Source organism: Methylobacterium sp. 092160098-2, assembly GCF_028920805.1.
Taxonomy (GTDB): Bacteria; Pseudomonadota; Alphaproteobacteria; order Rhizobiales; family Beijerinckiaceae; genus Methylobacterium; species Methylobacterium fujisawaense.
The window spans coordinates 1-19,164 of record NZ_JAQPZJ010000002.1 but is presented as its reverse complement, the minus strand read 5'-3'; the positions used below and the strand labels follow the sequence as shown (position 1 = coordinate 19,164).

The following is a 19,164-nucleotide window of genomic DNA, read 5'->3' as shown; positions in this document are numbered from 1 at the left end:
GCATGTGCGATCCCGAAAGGCGCCCCCGGGCGAGCGGGGATCCGGACGGTCCGGATTGGCGGCCGCTGCGCGCGGCCGACATGGCACGCGTCCAGGCCATCTCGGAGCTGGTTCATCCGACGCTGCCGGAGCGCCTGGAGGTGCTTGAGGAGAAGCGGAGGCTCTCGCCGGGAACCTGCCTCGGCTACGGCGGAGAGGAGATCCAGGGCTACGGCATCGCGCACCCCTGGCTCTTCGGGCGGATACCAGTTCTGGACGGCTTCCTGGATGGGCTGCCGCCGGCACCCGACTGCCTGTTCGTCCACGACGTGGCGCTCCTGCCGCCCGCCCGCGGCCGGGGAGCGCCCGCCCGGTACATCCGGCTTCTGGGCGGCTTCGCGCACGCTGCAGGGCTCCGCGGGCTCGCCTGCGTGGCCGTGTACGGTGCGGAACGCGTGTGGTCGCAGCTCGGCTTCGAGGTCGTGGCGGATGGGCATCTCGACGCGAAGCTCCGACCCTACGGAGGAGCGCTGTACATGATCCGCCGGTTCTGACGGCGGCCATCGATGAGGGGCGGGGTTCCGGGCCATGGGAGATCGACGTGACCTTCCCTGGGCGAAGTCCGCCCGTCAGACGTCGCGCCGGTAGGCCCCGATCCAGATCGGATGTCTGCCGTCGATGTCCGCGATGTCGCGGACGAGGCCGTCGTCGTCGAGCCTGAGCTTCACGAAGGCGCCGGTACCCTCCTCCACGCCGGCGACGTCGGCGGTTTCGGCGATCGCCTGAACGGTGGGCCCGTCGAGGCAGTAGCGGGTGCGGTCGATCGTCAGAATCTCGCCGTCGTCGAGCCTCAACCGGACGAAGGGACCCGGATCCTGCCGCGCATCGAGAGCGACGAGTTCCGCGGGTATCCAGGGCCTGGATCCGGGCATTCCGGTCTCCTCAGGCCGCTGCCGCCGCCGAGGGCAGGCTCAGTGCTCCGCGCACGGCCGCGGCAACCGCACGACCCATGGCGAGCGGAACGCCGTTGCCGATCGCCTGGATCTTGGCGGAAGCGGTGAATGGCGGGAGATCGAAGTCCTCGGGAAGGCCCTGCAGACGGGCATGGTCGGCGAGCGCCAGGCGGCGGGGCGCGGAGCCGTTGAGGCTGCGCTTCGGGCGCCGGCTGCCTCCGAGCGCGACGGGCGTGGTGCGCCCGCCGCCGCGGGCCATGGCGGCGCGCTCCGGATCCGTTCGATGAAGCGCGAGGGTCTCGACCTGCAGGCGCAGGCCGGCCTCCGTTCCGAAGCTGAAGCGGCGCAGGCGGCTGGTCTCGCCGCCGACCCAGTGATCGCTGAGGACGACGTCCTGGACGCGGTATCCCGGGACGACCGGCAGCGGCGCCTCGGGCACGTTCTCCATCAGGAACCACGCCGGTGCGGCCTCGGCCACCACCCGCTCGAATTCCGGGATCAGGTTCGGCGACGTCTCGAAGCCGTTGGCCTCGACGATGTGGCGCATGCGGCTGAAGGCTTGGCAGGGCGGTTCGGCGACGTCTCGAAGCCGTTGGCCTCGACGATGTGGCGCATGCGGCTGAAGGCTTGGCAGGGCGGTCCGCCCACGATTCCGTCGAACCGCCCTCTGGGCGGATGGAAGCGCCGAACGTCGCCGCCCCACAGCTGGTCGGGTCCGCGGACCATGCAGAAGCCGGCCTCCTCGAAGGCGAGATCGAGGAGGCCGATGCCCGGGAACAGGCTAAGGACGAGATCGGCACCGGCGGTCATCGACGGAAGGGCCTCCGCTTCTTCTCGTCCGACTCGAGCCGTCTCTGCTTGGCGGCCATATGGCGGGCCTGGGCCCTCTGGGATTCCGGAACGACGATGCGCCATACCGAACTCAGCCCGGCATCCGTGAGGACCGCTGCGGGTATCTCGGCAGGGAGGGTGACGTACCACTCCATCTGGAAGGTCGCCGAGTATTTCCGCGTGAGGACGAACCGCGCCATGTCTGCGTTCGGCCAGATCAGGAAGAGGTTGAATTCGGCCTCGCAGGCCGGACGCAGGTGGAACGTGCGATCCGGATTGGCTGCGAAGAAGGCCTGCGTAACGTCCTTGGCTTCCCTGCAGGCCGGGTCGTCGGACACCTTCTTGAAGGTCTTCTCGACGATCCGATCCAGGAACGGCACCATGCCTTCGTCAGAACGCGCAGTCCGAAGCGATGTGGCGGTGGTCACAGGCATCCTCCGTCAGGGCTTGAGGCCGAACTCGAGCATGGCGTCCGCCGTCCGGATGTCGCCGCCGCCGGGCAGCGGCAGCATGACGATGCCGTTGGTGAGGACCCAGGAGTTGGAATCCGTGATGCTGGCGATGCCGTCACGGCCGCGGAAACGCTCGATGGCGGAGGACGGCAGGCGGACGACGGCGGCCGACTTGCGGCCCGCCTCGCGGCGCTCGCCGGGCGACAGGTCCACGCCGGCGTCCCGGAGCGCCTTGGCGATCTCGTGAGGGATCTCCCGGAGCAGCTCGGGCGAGATCTCGCCGTTGTCGGCGAGGCTCATCTTGATGTCGTCGAGCGTCTTGACCGCCTTCTGGGCCTCGACCGGGTTCATCCGGGCGATCGCCGCCGTGATGGCCTTCGGGCCCGACAGGGAGCTCTCGGCCGCCTTCGGCTTGGAGCCGGCGGCGTCGGTCGCCGGAGCCTCGGCCTTGGCAGCCGTCTCGCCCCCGGCAGTGGCTGCGGCTGGCACTTCGGTCGGCGTGTCGGCGGCCTTGGGGATCGGGGATCCGTCGGCCGCCGACGGCGGCTCGGCTGCGGCCTCGATCCTTCCGGGTGCCGGAACCGGCACCGGAGCCGTCCTGGTGGCGGAGGCGGTCGCCTCCGGCGCCTTGGCCGCGGGCGGTGCGGTGTCGTCCAGGGACGGCAGATGTTCCGGCAGCGGCACCGAACGGGCTGCCGATCGCGACGCGGGCTGCAGCGCGGGCTGCGACGCCGTCAGGGCGGCGACGGCCTCGGGCGTGCGGACGCCCCGCGACATCTCCAGGACTCGCTGCAGGGCGGCGCTGTCGAGCGCGGGGACGGACGGCGCACGGAGCTGCATGATGCCCACGGGCGCCAGCACCAGGGCCGCCGTAGCGACCCCGAGCGCGATCGGGCGCAGGCGTCCGCCGCGCCGGCGCGGAGCGGCTTCGGCCCTCAGCTGGGCGAACATGTCGACGATCTGACCGGTGGGCCCTTCGGCCACGACGACGTCGCCGCCCTGGCCGGTCGAGATAAGACGGCCGGAGGAGCCGTCCGCCTCGAACCGGATGCGGGCCGCGCCTTCGGTTCCGACCACGGCGACCGAGGATCCGTCGCAGAAGACGGCGAGATGCCGTCCGACGCTAGGCAGCGTCACGCTCGGCTCAACGCGCATGGTTCTGCTCCCGCGGGAGGGCGCACGCGTGATCCGCAACGTCAGTCGTCCTTGTTCTGATTGTCATACCACTCCTCCAGATCGGAAATCGCCTGTTCGGTCAGGTACTTGTCGAGTGCGTCGACGGCGGGCGCCACGTACGGCTCGGTGATCGGGGTCTTGCAGGCGCGCTCCGCCATCCAGTGCGCGATGCTGCCGGAGGCCTCCGTGAAGTGCGCCTTCCGCCCCAGGCTATCGACGGCGTACCAAGCGTGGCGGTCGACCTTGCGCAGCCAGAGGATCTCGGCGGGCGCGAAGATGCCGCCCTTCCGCCGTGCGCGGTCCAGGTTCGAGATCAGGACGGTGTTGACGAAGCCGTTCTTCTTCGAGCGCTTGTCGACCTCGGCCGCGAGCTTGTCGTCGGCGAGGTGGGGCGCCATCACGTTGCGCACCGCCGGGCCGTCCGGCGCGAAGCCGTCCTCCACGAAGGCGCAGGCGAGGGCCTGCTTGAGCTCGAGCACCTTGGCGTTCAGCGACGACGTCCGGGCCTGCATGATGCAGACCGTGAGGATCGCCTGGGCGTAGAGCGGTGCCTTGGCGAACCCGTGCCAGTTGTCGCCGCACTGGGCCGCGAAGGCCTTCTCGGCCGCGGCGCGCGAGTTCTCGTCGAACCCCGTCTCCTTCCGCAGCGGCACGTCGTGGTACTTCATCCAGACGAGCGGATTGCGCGAGGGTGCCGGAGCGTCGGAGGCGTCCGGGTCCCAGTCCACGCTCGGCTGCACGACCTTCCAGTGCTCGGCCTGGTACTTGATGAAGCTCGGGCCCGCCGTCGGGACCTTCACGCCTCCGAGGAACCCGGGAAGCATCTGGCGGACGATGCCGGCGTCGACCTGCTTCGAGACCGGGACGCCCACGAAGGAGAAGATGCGGGCGAATCCGCCGCCCTGCATGTTCCGTGCGACGTAGGCCGCGATGCCGACGATAGCCAGGAAGAAGCCGATCCGGGTCTGGAAGCCGATCTCGTTCGAGAGCCTCACCAGGTCGGTGAAGGCCACGTCGTTGGGATCCCAGACGCCGGTGAAGATGCCGGAGACGTAGTCCCGCAGCTCGCGCCCGCGCGGACCGAGGCCGCCGCCGAAGGGCATGCGGAGCAGCGACACCGCCTGGATCTGCAGCCAGTCGAGCCCGTACTTGAAGTACACGATGGGCTTACGGAACAGGTACCACGTCATGATCAGCGTGACCGCGGTCACGATGATCGCGGCGATGAACATGCCGTCGTCGGCACCTTTTCCCTTCGGGCCCTGGTCGGCCATCTCTACGTCCTCACATCAGGTCGCCGATCGCGTCGGTCCTGCCGAGGCTCTCGGGTTCGGGTTCCGGCGCCGGCCGCGGCGCAGGTGGCGGGGCGGGCCGGGGCCGTGGAGCCTCCAGCACCGGGGCGTAGCCGTCCTGAGGCATGGCCTGGAGGCGCGGATCCATGCCCGCGGGCAGCACGAAGACGGGGGCGGAGGAGGCGCCCCGCCGCCGGCGCGGCCGGCCGAGGATGCGATCCTCCCCGACCGCGTCGACGATCCCGTCCTCAAGCTCGCCGGACTCGCACATCTGCCGGAAGCCCAGGATGAGGGCGCGCCGGAAGACCTCCTGCGCCCTGCCCCGCGACTTGCCCGTCGCCTCCCAGAGGTCGAGCAGGAGACGCTCCGTGGGGATGGCCGGATGGGCGTAGATCTGCAGACGCACGACGGTCTCCGTCGCCGCGCTGGCCTTCCCCTTGCCCTTCGGTTCCTTCTCGGCCGCGTCGCCCACGCTCACCCCCGGCGACGCTGGGCGAAGTACTTGTAGAGGCCGCGCGCGTTCGCGAACTCCGGATCGTCCGACATGGCGCCGTTCTGGTAGGCGTTGGCGATGTCCTTGAAGAGGGCGGACCCGCCGCCGACGAAGACGATGGCATGGAGGGTCGCCGCACGGCCGAGCCGGCGCTGGATCTCGCGCAGGGCCCGCTCCTGGACCTGCCCGACCACGTCGGCCACGATGTCGGTCACGTCGTTGGGGCGGCCGAAGAGCTGCATGGTGCCGGTGCGGACCGCCTCGTTCATGAGCGAGAGCGGCAGCGCGTCGTCGTCGAGCTCGAAGCGCGAGCGCACGCGGTCGAGGACGCCCTTGTAGACGTCCAGGACGCCGACGTCGGCCGTGCCGGACCGCTCGTGGTCGATCGACTTGCCGCCCACCACGACGGCCACGTCCGTGGTCCGCCCGCCGATGTCGACGATGGCGATCGTCTTGCCGGTGTCGTTGCGCGTCTTCAGCTCGTCGTCGAGGGCCCAGTCGACGTATGCGGCGATGGCTTGGCACCCGACCTGGATGTCGCAGAGCACCGGGGCCTCGACGCCGTTCGACTTCGGAAAGGCGCCGCGGGAGAGGTTGTCGCGCTTGCGCTGGATGCGCTCCTCGTCCTTGCGCTGCTCCTTGAAGAACTCCTTCACCGGCAGGCCGGTCACGATGTCGACGCGGGTGCCGCCGAAGCCGGCCAGCGAGAGTGCGTGGTTCACCAGCACCCGGTTGATCGGGGACAGGTGAAAGTCGGTGAAGCGCGGATCCTCGGCCTCGATCTCGTCGCTGACCGTGTACTTGTTGCCCTCCTCGGTCTGCCAGAGGCCGACGGCGCCGTCGCCCGCGAAGGAGCCGAGCCCGTGGCTGCCGATGCGTACCGAGGAGCGCAGGACGCGCCGGACGATCTGGCCTTCGGGTCCCTGGCCGTAGAGCTTGGTCTGCGCGTAGCCGTCGTCGATCGCGACGAGCGGAGGAATGCCGTCCTTGGAGCTGCGCTCCTTCTTCGTCGCCGTATCGGTCATCGTCGAACTCCTGGGGATGGATCCGGCCGCGGCGGCGCGCCGGAAGGTGTCGCGGGTGTCGGAGCCTTCAGGGCATCGGGCGCCGGTCGTAGTCGATGCGGCCGCGGAGCATGCGCGGCGGCCGCGCCGGACGCAGATCGCCGACGAGCCACGTGCGGAGCGCGCGCATGGAGGCCATGGCGCTCAGGCCCAGGCGCTCCAGCCACCAGAACAGGAGCATCACCGCGAAGGCGCTGCAGATGGTCCAGATCCTGATGTGCAGGGCGCACGAGAGGAGGACCACGCCCGCGTAGGCGTCGACGAAGAAGAAGCGGGGCGGCTTGTAGGTGTCGCGCCAGTGGGCCATCGATCCCTCCTCAGACGTAGGCTTCGCGGGCGGTGACGAACTCGTAGGTCTCCTGGGAGATCTCGCCGCTCTCCAGCCGCTCGAGGCCGTGGCGACCCATGGTTCGGGAGACCGCGAGGCGGTCGCGCATGAAGGTGCGGGCGATGCCGGGCCACTCGTCGGGATCCCGACGCAGGAACGCCGCGCGCGTCTCCGCGTCGAAGATCATGTACTCGCGGAGCGACACCTTCCCGCCCTCGACGCGGGGGACGAGGATCTGCGTCACGACCATGCGCAGCACGTTCATGATGTCGATGGCGCGCGCCTTCCGCTCCCCATGCGGGAATTCCGAGAGCATGCGGGCGATGGTCTCGGGCACGCCGATGGTGTGGATCGTCGTGTAGACGAGGTGGCCCGTCAGGGCGGCGGTGACCGTCGCCTCGATCGTCGCCTTGTCGCGCGCCTCGCCCACCATGATGATGGTCGGATGCCGGCGCAGCGCGCCGCGGACGGCGTGCGCGAAGATCGAATGCTCGTCGGCGTCGCCCTGACGCGGCCGCAGATGGGTCCGCATCTCCGTCTGGAACACGAACGACGAAGGCATGTCGACGTCGTCGTAGACGTACTCGATCGGGGCCGCGAATTCGTACACCCGCTCGTTTGCGTCCGGCTTCTCGACGATGTCGCGGATGATGGACGACTGCAGGGTGGACTTGCCCGAGCCGGTCGGGCCGGTGACCAGGATCAGGCCGTTGCCGGGCCGGTAGTTGTCGATGATGTCCTTCTCGATGTGCAGGTCCGCCAGCGGCAGCGGTGTGCCCGGCAGCGTGCGCATCGTGATGTGGACGCCGGAGTCGCCGGGGATGCGTCCGGACGTCATGTTCACGCGGAAACGCACGAGCCCGCGCATCGGGACCCGGATCTCGTAGGACGGGTCGAGGTCGTAGCCGCGCTTGAGCTCGGCCGTGCCGGAGTCGTTGTAGACGATCCGCACGAGGTCGAGCGCCTCGGGATTGGTGAGGGTGCGGTTGGTCAGCTTGACGTTCCGGCCGGCGACCTCCGCCCAGACCGGCTCGCCGGAGATGAACATCAGGTCCGAGGCCTTCAGCTCGACGCCCTGGATCAGGACCTGGTGGAACTGATGCTCGTTGAAGCGGCCGTCGATCCTGTGGACTTCGCCGTTGAAGCCGGTCGCGAACAGCGAGGCGGAGGGCGGGGCCGGAACGTTGACGTTCATGGCCGGCCTCAGAACCGCGGCTCCGCGACCGCCCGGCGCTCGCGGCGGGACGGTGCGGAGACCCGATGGGGATGGGCCGCGGGGACGGCCTGGCGCTGGATGGGAGCCACCGCGGCCTCCGGTCCGCCCGGAAGGGGCGAGGCCTCGAACCGGCGTTCGGCGGCGCCGCCGACCTGAAGCGTGGGATCGCGCGTGATCCGGAGCGCCCGATCGTTGACGCGCATGTCCTGGCCGGTGCCGGTGTTGCCGAGGTTGCCCTCGGCCACCACGGGCGCGGAGACCTTCTTCTCCTCCAGCAGCCCCTTGTACTTGAGCATGCCGGTGAAATCGCGCTCGAGCCGGCGCAGGTCGGCCTCGAAGATCTCCTGGGCCTGGGTCACACCCATGTGCCAGCCCTCGGCGACCCAGCGCTTCCAGGCGTCGCGCTCGGAGCCGTCCCGGGGGAGCAGCTGGTCCGGCGGCGGCTCGGGGGTGACGTAGGAGCGGATGAGATAGGTGTGCCAGAGCGGCGCCGTCGGCGTGAACCGGGCCTGCTCGACGATCAGGTAGGACACGTCGGCCACCCGCAGCGTGCGGCCGGCATCGGAGGTCTCGTAGGTGTCCTTCGCCTCCGAGATCACCGGCGGCATGATCGTGACGCCGCTCGGGGTCCGGATCAGGATCCGGTTGAAGTCGTAGATCCGCGTCAGGTCCTCCGCCTTCCGCTTCAGGGAGGCGTTGATGCCGCGCGAGGTGTAGGCGAGGCCCGCCCGGGCGCCGTAGGCCAGCGCGCTGTCGCGCATGGCGGGCGCGCGAAGCCGATCCTCCGGCTTCTCGTCGCCGCCCCTTCTGGACGGCACCCGGTTCATGACGTCCTCGAGGGTCGGAACCGGCTCGTCCTGGAGCTCGATGTCGCCGATCCGGTAGCCCGCGTTGATGGACGGGATCGGAGGCTCGGCGCGCGGCACGTACGAATTGCAGCCCGCCAGGACGAGCGCGATCACGGAGACCGACGCGAGGAGCTTGGGGATTCTGAGGCGCACCGGCGTCGTCCTCACTTGGTGACGCGCCGCAGGGGCGGGGCCGCTCCGCGGATGCGCGGGCCGAGCAGCGGGTTCTGGGCGATGTAGCGGTACTCGACGCGGCGTACGTTCGGATCGACCACGACCTGGGCCGAACCCTGGACCTGCAGACCGATGTCCTCGAGGACCTTCGCCGCCGGGACCGCCTCGGCGCCGACCTGGACGGGCGGGCTGACCGCCGGAGAGTTGCCCACCACCCGGAACTCGTAGCCGAGCAGGTTGGCGACGCGCCGCGCGGCCTCCTCGCCCGGGCCCGACCAGTTCAACGTGATCGGGCGGCGCAGATCGCCCGGGAGGGCGCGCTCGTCGACCGAGGGAGGTGAAGGCTCCGTCCGGGCACGCTGGATCAGGGCGAGCGTCTCGGTGGCGCGGGCGACCCGGCCGGCGCTGTCGGCGATCTTCTCGGTGACAAGCAGCTGCGCGGAAGCGTCGATCTGGGCGGAGCGGTCGACGCGCTCGGCGCAGGCGCCGAGCGCGAGAACCACCGGTAAGGCGGCAAGGAGCGACCGAGGGGCCATTCTGAACTCCGTTCGTTCGTCGGGACCGATGCTGCCGGGCAAAGTCCGCAACGACCGTCCATTCCTTCATTGCCCGGATTTGGACCCTTGCCAAGGGCCATTCCTTCGCGGCAACTCGGGGCGACCCCACGCCGACCCCATCGCGACGTCGAGGCGAGTTGCCTTGGTGTCGTCCCGAGTTGCGACGCCGTCCTGGCAACTCGCCGGCATCCGTTAGGGCTCGTCCCACGGATGTTAGGGTTTTCGAAACATCCGTTAGGGGTTCGATGCCGAGCGTTAGGCCTTCGACCCCGGGTGTTAGGAGTCCGCCCACAAGCGTTAGGACTTTCAAACCTTCCGTTAGGCAAAATCCAAAAAGACAATGCAGACAATGCCTTGCTCGAAGCGCTCGAATCCCGGCCTACGATCGTTTTTCGAGCTGCGCATCGCGGTCGGATCCCCAGTCGGGCACCCTGGCGGGAAGAGCTGCGGGAGGTCCGAAACATGCCCTTTTCGAACGGATGATTCGAAAGTCGAATAAACGGGTCGTCGACACCGGGTCCGATGGGTTCGCCGGGCGGACCTCTTCCGTCCTCCTCGGCTCCGAACCCGTCCGCATCCGTCGACCCGGGCGGGGTTGGCGGGAGCGGATTGGGCGGTGGACGACGACTTCCAGGCGTCGTCGAATTCCGGCCGTCGTTCGAGGATCGAAGGAACCGGCGCGCTTCGGCGATGCGCTGCCCAGGGCAGATCGGACCGTCATCCGCCCGGATGTCTGCTGGCGGTTCCGATCGTTCGATTTCCGCCGGTGCGGACCTCGATCTCCTTCCGCGATCGAAGGTTCGGAAGGTGCCGGGGACGGCGGCGGGCAGCTGCGGTCGCTTCCGGCGTCTTCCGTAGGGCAGAGCGCTGGACAGGGCCTGTTTCCCGAGGGAAGATCGATTCCGCCTAACGGAAGGAGGCCGACGACTAACGGAAGTATGCAATCGGTCGGCCTTTTCGGATCCCAAAGGGAAGGAACCGACAGCTTGCTCACTAGCGTTAGTTTCGATGCACCCTTATGTTAGGTGTTGGTAGTACTAACGGGGGGCCGAAAAATTTCGTCTCGAACCCGGTGGTCCGGACAGCCTTCGATCCGAAGCCGTCGCGATCGCTCCTTCGAAGTTCGAAATCGACCCCCAGGTCCACGACTTCGTCCGTAGGTTTTCGATCCCGATCGAAGGATCGACGATCCCGTCTCCGATCCGCGATCCCTCGAAAGGTGGGTCATGACCCAGGACCTCCAGGCGAACCGGCCCTCGCGTCCGGACCTGCCTAGACAGGTTGCGGCCCTCCCGTCCTCGTCCCCGCAGGTCAGGAGACCGCCCGCGTCCGGCCCTGGCCCGATCGCGGACCAAGCCTCGAACCCCGCCACCGCCCGGCCCGCAGCCCGGCCGATCGCAGGTTCCGCGATCCCTCGCTTCGCTCCCCCCGGCTGGCGCCCGGGAGACGCGCCCACCCCCGGCTGGGCGGTGCGCCCGCCCCCGACCTCCGGCCGCGGCCCCGCCAATGTTGACACGGGTCCGTCCGACCGTTTCGGCCACGGCCGTCCCGCAGCCGATCCCGATGTTGACACGGGTCCGGACCATGCCGGCTTCGACCGGAGGCCCGGTCTCCGGACCAATGTTGATACGGGTCCGACGGGCTGGGGCCGCGACCACGGGCAGGCCGGTTCCGGCAATGTTGACACGGGTCCGGCGCACTCGGGACGCGTGCCCGCATACGCGTCGGAAGGCAATGTTGACACCGATCCCGACATCGGATCGGAGGTCGAGGATCGAGCATCGGGCCCGTTCGGGGGGACGCACCGGACCGGGCCCGCCCTCGGCGCTCCGATCGCCATTCAGATTCCGGAGCCGGACGAGGAGATGTCCGGACTCGTCGCGGCCCGTCGTCGACGGATCGCCCAGCGGCGCGAGGCCGAAGGCATCGGGTCGGGTCCGAGCCGGACGCTCGCGACGACGGAGATGTACGCCGGCCTCGGGCGTCAGCTGAAGGATCGCTACCGGCGCATCCACGGGATGCCGCTCCGGGAGGAGCCCGATCCGGTCAAGTTCGCGAACTTCATGCTCGGCATCAAGGCGACCCTGAAGGCATCGTCCTGGCGGGTCTACCGTCAGGCGGCCCTGATCGTGATCCAGGCGATGGACTCGCACGAGGCGGAGCACGCCCTCGCCCTGATCGACGGCGCGGTCGACCCCGACGTCGGGGAGGCCCGGATGACCCACGTCCGCAGGGGTGCGGACGGCGAGGTCGAGCGCACCTCGGCGCACAAGGCGAAGTCGATCACGCACGAGCAGTTCGCCGCGCTGCTGCGCGACCTGCCGCGCCTGACCCATTCGTCCTACGTCCGTCAGCTCGGCGCGTGGCTCGTCGCGGGCATGGCGACCGGACTGCGTCCGTCGGAGTGGGAGGCGGCGACGCTGAGCTACCTCCCGGATCCGAAGGTCCGGCGCGGCAGGCGGGTCTATCTCCACGTGGCCAACGCCAAGGCCACGAACGGTCGCGCCAACGGCGAACGGCGGACGCTCGAACTCACCAATCTCTCGGACGACGGCCTCGACGCGGTCGAGCGGTTCGTCGAGGTCGCCACCGACTGGGCCCACGACGGCGCGTTCATGAAGAACAAGGCCGCGTGCAGCCGCATCCTGCGCCACATCTCGAAGACGGCCTTCAAGTCGCAGAACGGGAAGCTGCTGACCCTCTACACCTTCCGGCACCAGTTCGTCGCGAACATGAAGACGATCTACCCGGTCGAGGAGCTCGCGGCCCTCCTCGGGCATTCGACCGTCGACACCCAGGGCGCATGGTACGGGAAGAAGCGGAGCGGCTGGGCGCCCGAGCACATCACCGACGTTCCGGCCCCGATCGAGGCCGAGGTCCTCATGGTCCGGCAGCGGTTCGCCGTCGCGCAGGACCGGAAGCGGATCCAGGGGATCGTCGAGAGAAGCCACGCACCGCGCCGCGGCGGAGAACAGCCGGGCACCGGTGGGATGCCGGCGGCTCCGGTCGATGCGGGCGTTCCCGCGTCCGATCCGGCGCCGGTATCTGCCGGAACGAACGGCTGAAGCTACGGTCCGTCCGGCGCCCGCCGGACGATCGCAGCCGACCGGTTCGCGGCGTCGCGGGCGACGACGCCGGCGGCCGCAAGGCGTTCCGCATGCCAGAAGAGCGCGGTGCTCCCGTCGACGCGCTCGTGGTTGAAGATCTGGATCTCGCGCGACGGGTGCGGGGGCATCCGCGCGGCCACCCCCTCGACGAAGGCCAGGACCTCGCGCGACGCGTCGATCCCGTCGAGGTGCAGGGAGGCCGGCCCGAAGGCGGCGCCGAGGGCGAGCCCGTCGGCCGCGGCCAGAGCGGCACGGGCCGCATGGAGACGTCTCTCCTCCGGAGCCCCGACCCCCTTCTCGAGGGCGGCGATCGCGGCGGCGGCCGCGAACTCGCGCGGGATGAAGGCTGCCCGCCGCATAGGGATCCCGGGCACCTTCGCGGGATCGTCCCCGACCGGTCCCGGGCTCACGCGGCGGCCGGCGACATCGATTGCGCGGCCCGACGCGCGGCCTTCCGGGCGGCGTGCTCCTCGGCCTCCGCGACGGCCACCTCCAGCGGCCTCAGGACGAGGCGCTCGTTCCGGATGACGCCTGCCATGGGGCGGAACTCGACGCTGCCCGCGTCGGAGCATCCGGTCCGGGTGACGCGGACGGCCCGACCGTTGGCCGGCACGTGGCACTCGGGCACGCCGGCGGCCCGGGCGATCTCGACGTGCGCCGCGAGGTGGTGGTCGGCGCCGTGCACCGGGATCAGCAGCCGGGGCCGTGCCGCGTCGAGCATCGTCTCGATCTCGGGACGCGAGGCGTGGCCGGAAGCATGCAGCTGGAGATCGCCGTCCTGTCCGATGAACACGTCCACGTGCCGATCGCGGAAGGCGTCGACCATCACGGCGACCTCCTCCTCGTTGCCCGGGATGACCCTGGAGGAGAGGAGGACCGTATCGCGTCCGGCGACCTCGGGAAGCCTGCGGTCGTCGTCGGCCAGCCGCCGGAGGATCGCGTTCTCCTCGCCCTGCGAGCCGGTGCAGATCAGGAGGCATCGGGAGGGCGAATAGCTCTCCAGGAGACGGAGGTCCGTCTCGTAGACGTGGCGCTCGTCGAGGATGCCGGCCCCCTTCGCGACGTCGAGCGTGCGCAGGAGCGACATCCCGGCGACGAAGACGACGCGACCGACAGCGGACGCCGCCTGCATCATGCCGGCTGCACGGTCGACGTGGCTGGAGAAGCACGCGGCGACGACGAGGCCGCTCTGACGACCGAGGAATTCCGCGAAGTTCGCGGCGATGCGGGTTTCGGAGGGGGACGGGCCCGAGCGGTCGGCGCAGGTCGAATCCGCCACCATGGCGGCGAGGCCCGGCCGGGCGAACCGTGCGACGCCGTCGAAGTCGGTCTTCCAGGTCGTGTTCGGCGCCTCGTCGATGCGCCAGTCGCCGGTGTGGAGGACGCGCACCGCCTCGGTCTGGATGCCGAAGGCCAATGCCTCGGGGGACGAGTGGGCGACCTTGATCGGATGCAGGGTGAACGGCTTCAGCGTCAGGCAGCGGTTCGGGGAGAACGTGCGGACCTCCACACGATCCTGGACGTCGTAGCGCTTGAGGTGGTGTCGGACGCACTCGGCGGCGAACTTGGTCGCATAGATGCGCGTGCCCCTGCGGAGGTACGGCACCAGCGCTGGCAGACCGCCGATGTGGTCGTAGTGGGCGTGGGTGACGACGATCGCGACCAGGCGGTCGAGGATCGGTTCGAGCTGCGCCGGGTCGGGGACCACGACCTGCAGGCCGGCGACGCCCTTCGGGGGCATGCCGGCGCCGGCATCCACCAGGATCCATCGGTCCGCGGCGCCGTACAGCGTCCAGTTGGATCCGATGGCGCCGATGCCGCCGACGGGCATGACGACGATGCTGTCCCTGTCAGTCCGGGGGAAGGGATCTGCGGACCGTGGCGCGGCCGCCGGGTTCTGGCGGTCGGGCACCACGATCGGGGCCGGCCGCCGCGGACGACGTCGGCTGTCGCGTTCGTTCATAGGCGTGAGTTCTCCATCTGTCGCCGATGGACGTTGAGACGACGGCGAACGCCTGGGCGGGATGCGACCCGCAGACGGCCGGCGCCCCAGAGTCCCTTGTGGCTGAGGGTTCGGGGGTGGAAGGGGTGGACGCGCTCGCGCAGCCGGAACGGCCAGGGCTGCAGGCGGAGGACGACGTCGAAATCCATCCTGGAGCGGCGGCACCATTCCGGATCGATGAGGTCGAGAAGGAGCTTCTGGCGGAAGTCGCCGTACCAGCCCGTGCGGTTCGCCAGGGACGCGAGGTCCGTGGCGCTCAACGCACCGATGCGCAGCCGATCGTAGGAGAGCGGCGGCCTACCGACCGAACGTCGCGCGGCCTTGGATCCGGTAGAGCTTCCCGATGCGGGCTTCACGGGAACAGGAAGTGCCCGACGACGAACGCGAGGAGGCCGAAGCCGGCGGCCGCGTTGAACAGACCGTCCAGGGCATGCAGGGCGTCGACGTGGTCGAAGTCCCCGCGAAGGTACGAGATGAGCCTCATGCCTTCAGTAGGCGGAAGGAATGGATCAGACGCAAGTCCCTTGGCGGGTGCGGGTCGCCATCTGATGCGGAAAGGACACAGAATTTCGACGTACGTCCTGGGCCGGCGCTCGACAGATGCCCGACACGGTTCGAATTCGAAGGAACGATCGAGCCGGCGTTGCGACGGTTCGCCTTTCCGCTACGCTGCCTGATCGATGCCCGAGCTGGTCATGGCCGAACCGCACCGCATTCTCATCCTGGAGGACGACGGCTTCATCGGCTGGCACTTGGCCGACGAGCTCGAAGCTGCCGGTTTCGCCGTGGCAGGCCCGTTCATCAGTACGAGCGAAGCCATGGCGTATCTCGCGCAGGAGATCCCCGCCGCGGCGATCGTCGACGTGATGCTGAGGGATGGCGCCTGCGACGCGGTCGGCGACCTTCTCGAGAGCCGGGGCATACCGTTCCTGGTCCACTCGGCCACCAATCCCCGCGACCCCGGCGGTTCGCTCGAGGCGGCTCCGTGGTTCGGGAAGCCCCGCAAGACCGCGCATCTGATCGAGGCGCTGGAGGCCATGCTGCCTGATGCAGATGCCCCTACGAGTCCCCGACCATAATGTCGGCATTACGCTGCAAAGTGCCGACAAAACGATCCTTGCACAATGCTCGATTCATGGGATCACGATTCATTCGGGGACCGGGAAGCTTCGGACGAGCGTCTTTCGTCGGTATGATGTAGCAATCTACCGACAATTCGTCGGCGAGAGGTTCGATACCGTGGCGAGGCCCCAGACCGAGATCCGCGGCGCGATCCTGGAGCGCGTCGCCGGCGGCAGACCTTCAGGCAAGGTCTGGACGTGGTCCGACTTCGCCGACCTCGGCAGTCACGAGAACGTGGAGCGCGTGCTCCAGCGCATGGCCGCCTCGCATGAGGCGATCTACGAGAGCTGCCGGTCGACGGGCGACTGGGCGCCGTTCTTCGTCGAGGCCCGGGTGATCCGGGTCGCGCGCGGCCTCTACTTCGGTCCGGACCGCAACCGCATGACACGGCGACCCACCGTGCCGTCGACCGACGCCGTGATCGCAGCCGTCGTCGGCCGGTCCGGAGGCCGATGGCTTCAGCCGCCCGAGGCCGCAGCGCACGCCCTCGGCATCACGAACCTCGTTCCGGCGAGGCTCGTGGTCGAGACCGACGCCCGGATCCAGCCGGTCCGGTTCGGCAACCGGACGATCGAGTTCCAGACCAGGAGCGCCAAGCGGCTGCACTGGGCCGGACGGCCGGGCTCGCTTCTGCTCCAGGGTCTCTCCTGGTCCCGGGATCTCCTTCACGGTGCGGGCGACGAGGCCGAGAGGATCCGGATCCGGCGATGCGTGTCACGGTACCTCGCGGGCGAGAACGGTCCGGCGGCGGTGCAGGAGCTCAGGTCCGCGATCGAGCTCGTCGACGACTGGATGCGGGACGAGATCGATCTGGCCATGGAGGAAGCAGGCCTGGATCCGATTTTCGCTCCTTCGTGGCAGAGTGATGCCGCGGGCGACGGCGACCGGCCGGATCCCGATGACGTTCCTTCGGGGCCACGACCGTGACGATCAATCCAGCCTTCGCCGAATTCCTCTCCTACGACGCGGCCGACCGGCGATCCGTGTTCGTCGAGGCCGAGGAGCAGCTGGGCATGCCGGCCCGGTACGTCGAGAAGGACTTCTACGTCGGCCTGGTGCTCGACGCCCTGTTCAATGCCCGCAGCCCGGACGATCCCAGGCTCCTGTTCAAGGGCGGCACGAGCCTGTCGAAGGGTCACGGGCTCATCAGGAGATTCAGTGAGGACGTAGACATCGCCGTCTTTCGCGAGGATCTGGGCTTTGCCGAGACGGTCGACGAACTCGCCGCAATGGGGCGCCGGCCGCGCGAACGGATCCTGGACGGCCTTCGGGCAGCCTGCCAGCAGTACCTTCACGGCCCGCTCGCACGCCAGCTCGTCGACATCGCATCGGCCGTCGAGGCGGAGGCCGGTCTGGCGGTCGGCACGATCCGGATCGAGGGGGCCTCGCCCGACGAGGATCCCGACGGTCAGACCCTCTTCCTCAGCTACGCCTCGCTCTTCGACGGCGACGGCTACGTGGCGCCCCGCGTGAAGATCGAGAGCGGCGCCCGTTCGGATCACGATCCCTGCGAGAGCCTGCTCGTCACGCCCTACGTCGCGACGCTCGTCCCCGACTTCGATCTGGCCGTGCCCGGTGTCACGACGATCCGACCGGAACGCACCCTCTGGGACAAGCTGCGGATCCTTCACGAGACCCGGCAGTGGGCGGAGAGCCGCGGAGAGATGCGCGGCAACGCCCATCGTCTGAGCCGGCACTACTACGACGTCGGCCGACTGCTGGACTCTCCGTACGGCCCGGCCGCCCTCGAGGATCTCGCCATGGGGCGCCGCTGCGTCGAGCACGGGAAGGTGTTCTTCGCCAGGAAGGATCACCGCCTCGATCTATGCCAGCCCGGTTCCTTCACGCTGATGCCGACGCCCGAGATGTCCCGGGCCCTCGCGGCCGACTACGACTCGATGCGCGGCATGATCCACGGCGTCGTCCCGAGCTGGTCCTCGATCGTGGACGCCATCGCCTCGGCCGAGCAGATCCTGAACACCTCGCCCTCATGGGATCCGATGCCTCCCGAGGGGCCGTCCTTCCGGCCGTGAACGCGGCCGCCCGGGCATATCGCTGCCGCACGGATACCAACGTGCGAAGGAGCGAACAGTCAGCGCGGACCGAATCCGACCGGGGCGATCGTCCGCTCCAGCAGTTCCATCGCCTCCCTGACCGCCAGATCCGCCGTCTCCAGGACGCACGTCCGACCGACGACCAGGCCCGCCGCGACGTGGCGGTCGCCCGGGTTCGCCTCGAGATGTCTCCTGCTCGCCTCGGTCCTGGCCTCCCGCTCGCGCCAGCCGCCCTCTTTGTGGATCTGCCGGAACAGCGCGCGCGCCTCCTGCTCGTTCGAGACCGAGTAGGGCGTGGCGGCCGCGACCTCCCGTTCGAAGGCTTCGGCCTTCTCCTCGGCGCTCGGCATCCTCTTGAAGGCCATCGGGCGTCTCCATGATCGGTCGTCAGGGTGTTCCGGTAGGACGTAAGAAGCAACGACCTGTCGCGACTTCGCCGGAATCGTTCGGCAGGCGTGGCCGATGCTCGCGTTTCCCTTCCACCACGGCGGCTCCTCGCACTACCGGCATCTGCTCGAGATCGGGGTGCCGATCCGACCGTGGCCGCACAAGGACGCGGCGCTCGAGCTGATGGGTGCCGTCGGCCGCGAGCTCCGGGCCAGGGATCACCAGCTTGAGTTCTATCAGGAGAACATGCTCCGACAGGAGACCGGGCATTCGAACTGGCAGCACGGCGAGACGTACGTCGTGGCCGGTCGACAGAAGGCACTCGCCTATGCGCTTTCCAACGCAGAGCACGGCGGCGAGCTGTTGAACGAATGCGCGATCCTGCTGCGCAAGCTGGCCCAGTTCGATCCCGCGGCTGCCTCGTCGCTTCCAGAGCGGTTCCCGGAGCTGGTGCCGATGCTCGAAGGCGGCGGCCGTCCGCTCATCGTCACGATCGAAGGCGTGAGGGTCGAGGACCTTCAGCTCGAAGCCGAGCGCGAGTATGGAGCCGCAGGGCTGATCGAGAAGATCGTGAACGACTTGGACAATCCGATCGCCATGACCGTCTGGGGGCAGATCGGGTTCAGGCTGCGACCGGGTGCGGGCGTCGTGGTCGCAGTCGACGAGGTTCAGGTCGAACCCGCATCGTGAGCCCGAAACGACGAAGGGCGCCCGAAGGCGCCCTCACCCGCCGATCCGAGGGTCAGAAGTCAGTAGCCGTAGGCCGGAGCATAGCCGTAGGCCGGCGCATATCCGTAGGGAGCGTAGCCGTAGGCGGGACCGTATCCGTAGCCGTAGGGATAGCGCGGCGCCTGGCTCGCGGCGATCGCGCCGCCGATGATGCCGAGGGCCGCACCCGCGGCGATCGCGCCGCCGATGCCCGGGCCGCGCCGGTAGCCGCCGTAGTACCCGCCGCGATAGCCGCCATAGTACCCGCCGCGATGGCCACGCCATCCGGCCTGCGCATCGGCGACCGAAGCGGTCAGAAGACCGCCCGCGAAGGCGGCGGTCAGGGCTGCGACTGCGAACTTCTTCATGATCGTTTCCGGCTGCTCTTGCTGCATCGAATTCACGCCGCCGGCCGTGAACG

The 19,164-nt window shown here is 69.3% G+C and carries 24 protein-coding genes; 6 read left to right on the top strand and 18 right to left on the bottom strand.

Translation table 11 applies throughout. From position 1 onward, the window contains the following. Positions 1 to 2 precede the first annotated feature (2 nt). Complete coding sequence (locus PQI07_RS25325; RefSeq protein WP_274927798.1) at positions 3 to 533, top strand: GNAT family N-acetyltransferase; 531 nt, start codon at positions 3 to 5, stop codon at positions 531 to 533. A 75-nt stretch (positions 534 to 608) separates the two neighbouring features. Here the strand turns inward: PQI07_RS25325 and PQI07_RS25320 are convergent, their stop codons facing one another. The 12 genes from PQI07_RS25320 to PQI07_RS25265 all read right to left on the bottom strand — a co-directional run bounded on the left by PQI07_RS25320 (position 609) and on the right by PQI07_RS25265 (position 9,342). Beyond that, positions 609 to 911, bottom strand: a complete 303-nt coding sequence (locus PQI07_RS25320; RefSeq protein WP_274927797.1) for a hypothetical protein — start codon at positions 909 to 911, stop codon at positions 609 to 611. 10 nt (positions 912 to 921) lie between these two features. After that, entirely contained in the window at positions 922 to 1,479 is a 558-nt protein-coding gene (locus PQI07_RS25315; RefSeq protein ID WP_274927796.1) for a DNA cytosine methyltransferase, read from the bottom strand. Continuing rightward, complete coding sequence (locus PQI07_RS25310; RefSeq protein ID WP_274927795.1) at positions 1,431 to 1,742, bottom strand: DNA cytosine methyltransferase; 312 nt, start codon at positions 1,740 to 1,742, stop codon at positions 1,431 to 1,433. Before PQI07_RS25310 ends, PQI07_RS25315 begins: the two co-directional genes overlap by 49 nt. Then, positions 1,739 to 2,146, bottom strand: coding sequence for a hypothetical protein (locus tag PQI07_RS25305; RefSeq protein WP_274927794.1), 408 nt, complete (start codon positions 2,144 to 2,146; stop codon positions 1,739 to 1,741). Before PQI07_RS25305 ends, PQI07_RS25310 begins: the two co-directional genes overlap by 4 nt. 57 nt (positions 2,147 to 2,203) lie before the next feature. Then, the gene (locus PQI07_RS25300) at positions 2,204 to 3,370 is read right to left on the bottom strand and encodes a hypothetical protein (protein WP_274927793.1); all 1,167 of its coding nucleotides are present in this window, start codon (positions 3,368 to 3,370) and stop codon (positions 2,204 to 2,206) included. A gap of 41 nt (positions 3,371 to 3,411) precedes the next feature. Next, complete coding sequence (locus tag PQI07_RS25295; RefSeq protein ID WP_274927792.1) at positions 3,412 to 4,665, bottom strand: secretion/conjugation apparatus DotM-related subunit; 1,254 nt, start codon at positions 4,663 to 4,665, stop codon at positions 3,412 to 3,414. 10 nt (positions 4,666 to 4,675) lie between these two features. Beyond that, positions 4,676 to 5,155, bottom strand: a complete 480-nt coding sequence (locus PQI07_RS25290) for a hypothetical protein (protein WP_274927791.1) — start codon at positions 5,153 to 5,155, stop codon at positions 4,676 to 4,678. A gap of 2 nt (positions 5,156 to 5,157) precedes the next feature. Beyond that, positions 5,158 to 6,201, bottom strand: coding sequence for a ParM/StbA family protein (gene parM / locus PQI07_RS25285; protein ID WP_274927790.1), 1,044 nt, complete (start codon positions 6,199 to 6,201; stop codon positions 5,158 to 5,160). Positions 6,202 to 6,268: 67 nt separating this feature from the next. Further along, positions 6,269 to 6,547 (bottom strand): IcmT/TraK family protein, encoded by a 279-nt coding sequence (gene icmT, locus PQI07_RS25280; RefSeq protein WP_274927789.1) that lies wholly within the window; start codon positions 6,545 to 6,547, stop codon positions 6,269 to 6,271. A gap of 10 nt (positions 6,548 to 6,557) precedes the next feature. Beyond that, positions 6,558 to 7,763 carry a type IV pilus twitching motility protein PilT gene (locus tag PQI07_RS25275; RefSeq protein WP_274927788.1) on the bottom strand — a complete coding sequence of 402 codons (1,206 nt, stop codon included), beginning with the start codon at positions 7,761 to 7,763 and terminating at the stop codon, positions 6,558 to 6,560. Positions 7,764 to 7,771: 8 nt separating this feature from the next. After that, positions 7,772 to 8,785 carry a type IV secretory system conjugative DNA transfer family protein gene (locus PQI07_RS25270; protein ID WP_274927787.1) on the bottom strand — a complete coding sequence of 338 codons (1,014 nt, stop codon included), beginning with the start codon at positions 8,783 to 8,785 and terminating at the stop codon, positions 7,772 to 7,774. A gap of 11 nt (positions 8,786 to 8,796) precedes the next feature. After that, complete coding sequence (locus PQI07_RS25265) at positions 8,797 to 9,342, bottom strand: DotD/TraH family lipoprotein (protein ID WP_274927786.1); 546 nt, start codon at positions 9,340 to 9,342, stop codon at positions 8,797 to 8,799. Between the two features lie 1,886 nt (positions 9,343 to 11,228). On the opposite strand from PQI07_RS25265, the gene PQI07_RS25260 reads away from it, so the two are divergent. After that, complete coding sequence (locus PQI07_RS25260; RefSeq protein WP_274927785.1) at positions 11,229 to 12,428, top strand: site-specific integrase; 1,200 nt, start codon at positions 11,229 to 11,231, stop codon at positions 12,426 to 12,428. A 2-nt stretch (positions 12,429 to 12,430) separates the two neighbouring features. Here PQI07_RS25260 and PQI07_RS25255 read toward each other — a convergent pair whose 3' ends face one another. From PQI07_RS25255 to PQI07_RS25240, 4 genes are all read right to left on the bottom strand, one after another. Further along, positions 12,431 to 12,844 (bottom strand): hypothetical protein, encoded by a 414-nt coding sequence (locus PQI07_RS25255; protein ID WP_274927784.1) that lies wholly within the window; start codon positions 12,842 to 12,844, stop codon positions 12,431 to 12,433. Between the two features lie 32 nt (positions 12,845 to 12,876). Next, positions 12,877 to 14,433: a ribonuclease J gene (locus tag PQI07_RS25250; RefSeq protein WP_274927783.1), complete on the bottom strand. Its 1,557-nt coding sequence runs from the start codon at positions 14,431 to 14,433 to the stop codon at positions 12,877 to 12,879. Next, positions 14,430 to 14,732, bottom strand: coding sequence for a hypothetical protein (locus PQI07_RS25245; RefSeq protein ID WP_274927782.1), 303 nt, complete (start codon positions 14,730 to 14,732; stop codon positions 14,430 to 14,432). Before PQI07_RS25245 ends, PQI07_RS25250 begins: the two co-directional genes overlap by 4 nt. A 92-nt stretch (positions 14,733 to 14,824) precedes the next feature. Continuing rightward, positions 14,825 to 14,956, bottom strand: a complete 132-nt coding sequence (locus PQI07_RS25240) for a hypothetical protein (protein WP_274927781.1) — start codon at positions 14,954 to 14,956, stop codon at positions 14,825 to 14,827. Positions 14,957 to 15,167: 211 nt separating this feature from the next. On the opposite strand from PQI07_RS25240, the gene PQI07_RS25235 reads away from it, so the two are divergent. The 3 genes from PQI07_RS25235 to PQI07_RS25225 all read left to right on the top strand — a co-directional run bounded on the left by PQI07_RS25235 (position 15,168) and on the right by PQI07_RS25225 (position 17,627). Next, entirely contained in the window at positions 15,168 to 15,551 is a 384-nt protein-coding gene (locus PQI07_RS25235) for a response regulator (protein WP_274927780.1), read from the top strand. Between the two features lie 160 nt (positions 15,552 to 15,711). Then, positions 15,712 to 16,521, top strand: a complete 810-nt coding sequence (locus PQI07_RS25230; protein ID WP_274927779.1) for a DUF6088 family protein — start codon at positions 15,712 to 15,714, stop codon at positions 16,519 to 16,521. After that, positions 16,518 to 17,627 (top strand): nucleotidyl transferase AbiEii/AbiGii toxin family protein, encoded by a 1,110-nt coding sequence (locus PQI07_RS25225; protein WP_274927778.1) that lies wholly within the window; start codon positions 16,518 to 16,520, stop codon positions 17,625 to 17,627. Before PQI07_RS25230 ends, PQI07_RS25225 begins: the two co-directional genes overlap by 4 nt. 59 nt (positions 17,628 to 17,686) lie before the next feature. Here the strand turns inward: PQI07_RS25225 and PQI07_RS25220 are convergent, their stop codons facing one another. Next, entirely contained in the window at positions 17,687 to 18,013 is a 327-nt protein-coding gene (locus PQI07_RS25220) for a hypothetical protein (protein WP_274927777.1), read from the bottom strand. Between the two features lie 97 nt (positions 18,014 to 18,110). Between PQI07_RS25220 and PQI07_RS25215 the strand changes: the two genes are divergently transcribed. Beyond that, a complete protein-coding gene (locus PQI07_RS25215; protein WP_274927776.1) occupies positions 18,111 to 18,725 on the top strand; it encodes a hypothetical protein in 615 nt (204 codons plus the stop codon). Positions 18,726 to 18,784: 59 nt separating this feature from the next. On the opposite strand, the gene PQI07_RS25210 is transcribed toward PQI07_RS25215, so the two are convergent. Further along, the coding region (locus PQI07_RS25210) for a hypothetical protein (protein WP_274927775.1) at positions 18,785 to 19,164 on the bottom strand (380 nt) is incomplete at its 5' end.

Excerpts from the sequence above, each read along its gene's own strand:
- PQI07_RS25325 (WP_274927798.1), top strand. The coding sequence starts at position 3 with ATGTGCGATCCCGAAAGGCGCCCCCGGGCGAGCGGGGATCCGGACGGT.
- PQI07_RS25320 (WP_274927797.1), bottom strand. The coding sequence starts at position 911 with ATGCCCGGATCCAGGCCCTGGATACCCGCGGAACTCGTCGCTCTCGAT.
- PQI07_RS25315 (WP_274927796.1), bottom strand. The coding sequence starts at position 1,479 with ATGCGCCACATCGTCGAGGCCAACGGCTTCGAGACGTCGCCGAACCTG.
- PQI07_RS25310 (WP_274927795.1), bottom strand. The coding sequence starts at position 1,742 with ATGACCGCCGGTGCCGATCTCGTCCTTAGCCTGTTCCCGGGCATCGGC.
- PQI07_RS25305 (WP_274927794.1), bottom strand. The coding sequence starts at position 2,146 with ATGGTGCCGTTCCTGGATCGGATCGTCGAGAAGACCTTCAAGAAGGTG.
- PQI07_RS25300 (WP_274927793.1), bottom strand. The coding sequence starts at position 3,370 with ATGCGCGTTGAGCCGAGCGTGACGCTGCCTAGCGTCGGACGGCATCTC.
- PQI07_RS25295 (WP_274927792.1), bottom strand. The coding sequence starts at position 4,665 with ATGGCCGACCAGGGCCCGAAGGGAAAAGGTGCCGACGACGGCATGTTC.
- parM (WP_274927790.1), bottom strand. The coding sequence starts at position 6,201 with ATGACCGATACGGCGACGAAGAAGGAGCGCAGCTCCAAGGACGGCATT.
- icmT (WP_274927789.1), bottom strand. The coding sequence starts at position 6,547 with ATGGCCCACTGGCGCGACACCTACAAGCCGCCCCGCTTCTTCTTCGTC.
- PQI07_RS25275 (WP_274927788.1), bottom strand. The coding sequence starts at position 7,763 with ATGAACGTCAACGTTCCGGCCCCGCCCTCCGCCTCGCTGTTCGCGACC.
- PQI07_RS25265 (WP_274927786.1), bottom strand. The coding sequence starts at position 9,342 with ATGGCCCCTCGGTCGCTCCTTGCCGCCTTACCGGTGGTTCTCGCGCTC.
- PQI07_RS25260 (WP_274927785.1), top strand. The coding sequence starts at position 11,229 with ATGTCCGGACTCGTCGCGGCCCGTCGTCGACGGATCGCCCAGCGGCGC.
- PQI07_RS25250 (WP_274927783.1), bottom strand. The coding sequence starts at position 14,433 with ATGAACGAACGCGACAGCCGACGTCGTCCGCGGCGGCCGGCCCCGATC.
- PQI07_RS25240 (WP_274927781.1), bottom strand. The coding sequence starts at position 14,956 with ATGAGGCTCATCTCGTACCTTCGCGGGGACTTCGACCACGTCGACGCC.
- PQI07_RS25235 (WP_274927780.1), top strand. The coding sequence starts at position 15,168 with ATGGCCGAACCGCACCGCATTCTCATCCTGGAGGACGACGGCTTCATC.
- PQI07_RS25220 (WP_274927777.1), bottom strand. The coding sequence starts at position 18,013 with ATGGCCTTCAAGAGGATGCCGAGCGCCGAGGAGAAGGCCGAAGCCTTC.
- PQI07_RS25215 (WP_274927776.1), top strand. The coding sequence starts at position 18,111 with ATGCTCGCGTTTCCCTTCCACCACGGCGGCTCCTCGCACTACCGGCAT.